This window comes from Rhizobium sp. UBA1881 (assembly GCF_002338015.1).
GTDB lineage: Bacteria > Pseudomonadota > Alphaproteobacteria > Rhizobiales > Rhizobiaceae > Rhizobium.
The window spans coordinates 35759-36274 of the sequence record NZ_DDHH01000180.1; the positions used below are offsets into that span (position 1 = coordinate 35759).

Consider the following 516-nt stretch of genomic DNA (forward strand, 5'->3'; position numbering starts at 1 on the left):
GCGGATGATCTCGATGCGCTCCAGCGTGTCGATGTCCGAGTGCATGTAGCGGACGCGCACGCCCTGTTCATGCAGATATTCGGTGAGGTCCTCGGCCATGCGCTTGGTGAGCACGGTGCAGAGCGTGCGATAACCTTTCGCGGCGGTCTCGCGGATCTCGCCGAGCACGTCGTCGACCTGGCTGCGGGCAGAGCGGACCTCGACCGGCGGGTCGATCAGGCCGGTCGGGCGGATCACCTGCTCGGCGAAGACGCCGCCGGACTGGTCGAGTTCCCAGCCGCCAGGGGTGGCCGAGACGGCGACGGTGTCGGGACGCATCGCGTCCCATTCCTCGAAGCGCAGCGGGCGGTTGTCCATGCACGAGGGCAGGCGGAAGCCGTATTCGGCAAGCGTCGCCTTGCGGCGGAAGTCGCCCCGGTACATGCCGCCGATCTGCGGAATGGTGACGTGGCTTTCGTCGATGAAGAGCAGGGCGTTGTCGGGAATATATTCGAACAGGGTCGGCGGCGGCTCGCC

1 pseudogene is annotated in these 516 nt (G+C 66.9%); it reads right to left on the minus strand.

What is annotated here, in order from left to right:
* Window positions 1-516: pseudogene (locus B3605_RS22070) on the minus strand (excinuclease ABC subunit UvrB); the annotation flags it as partial.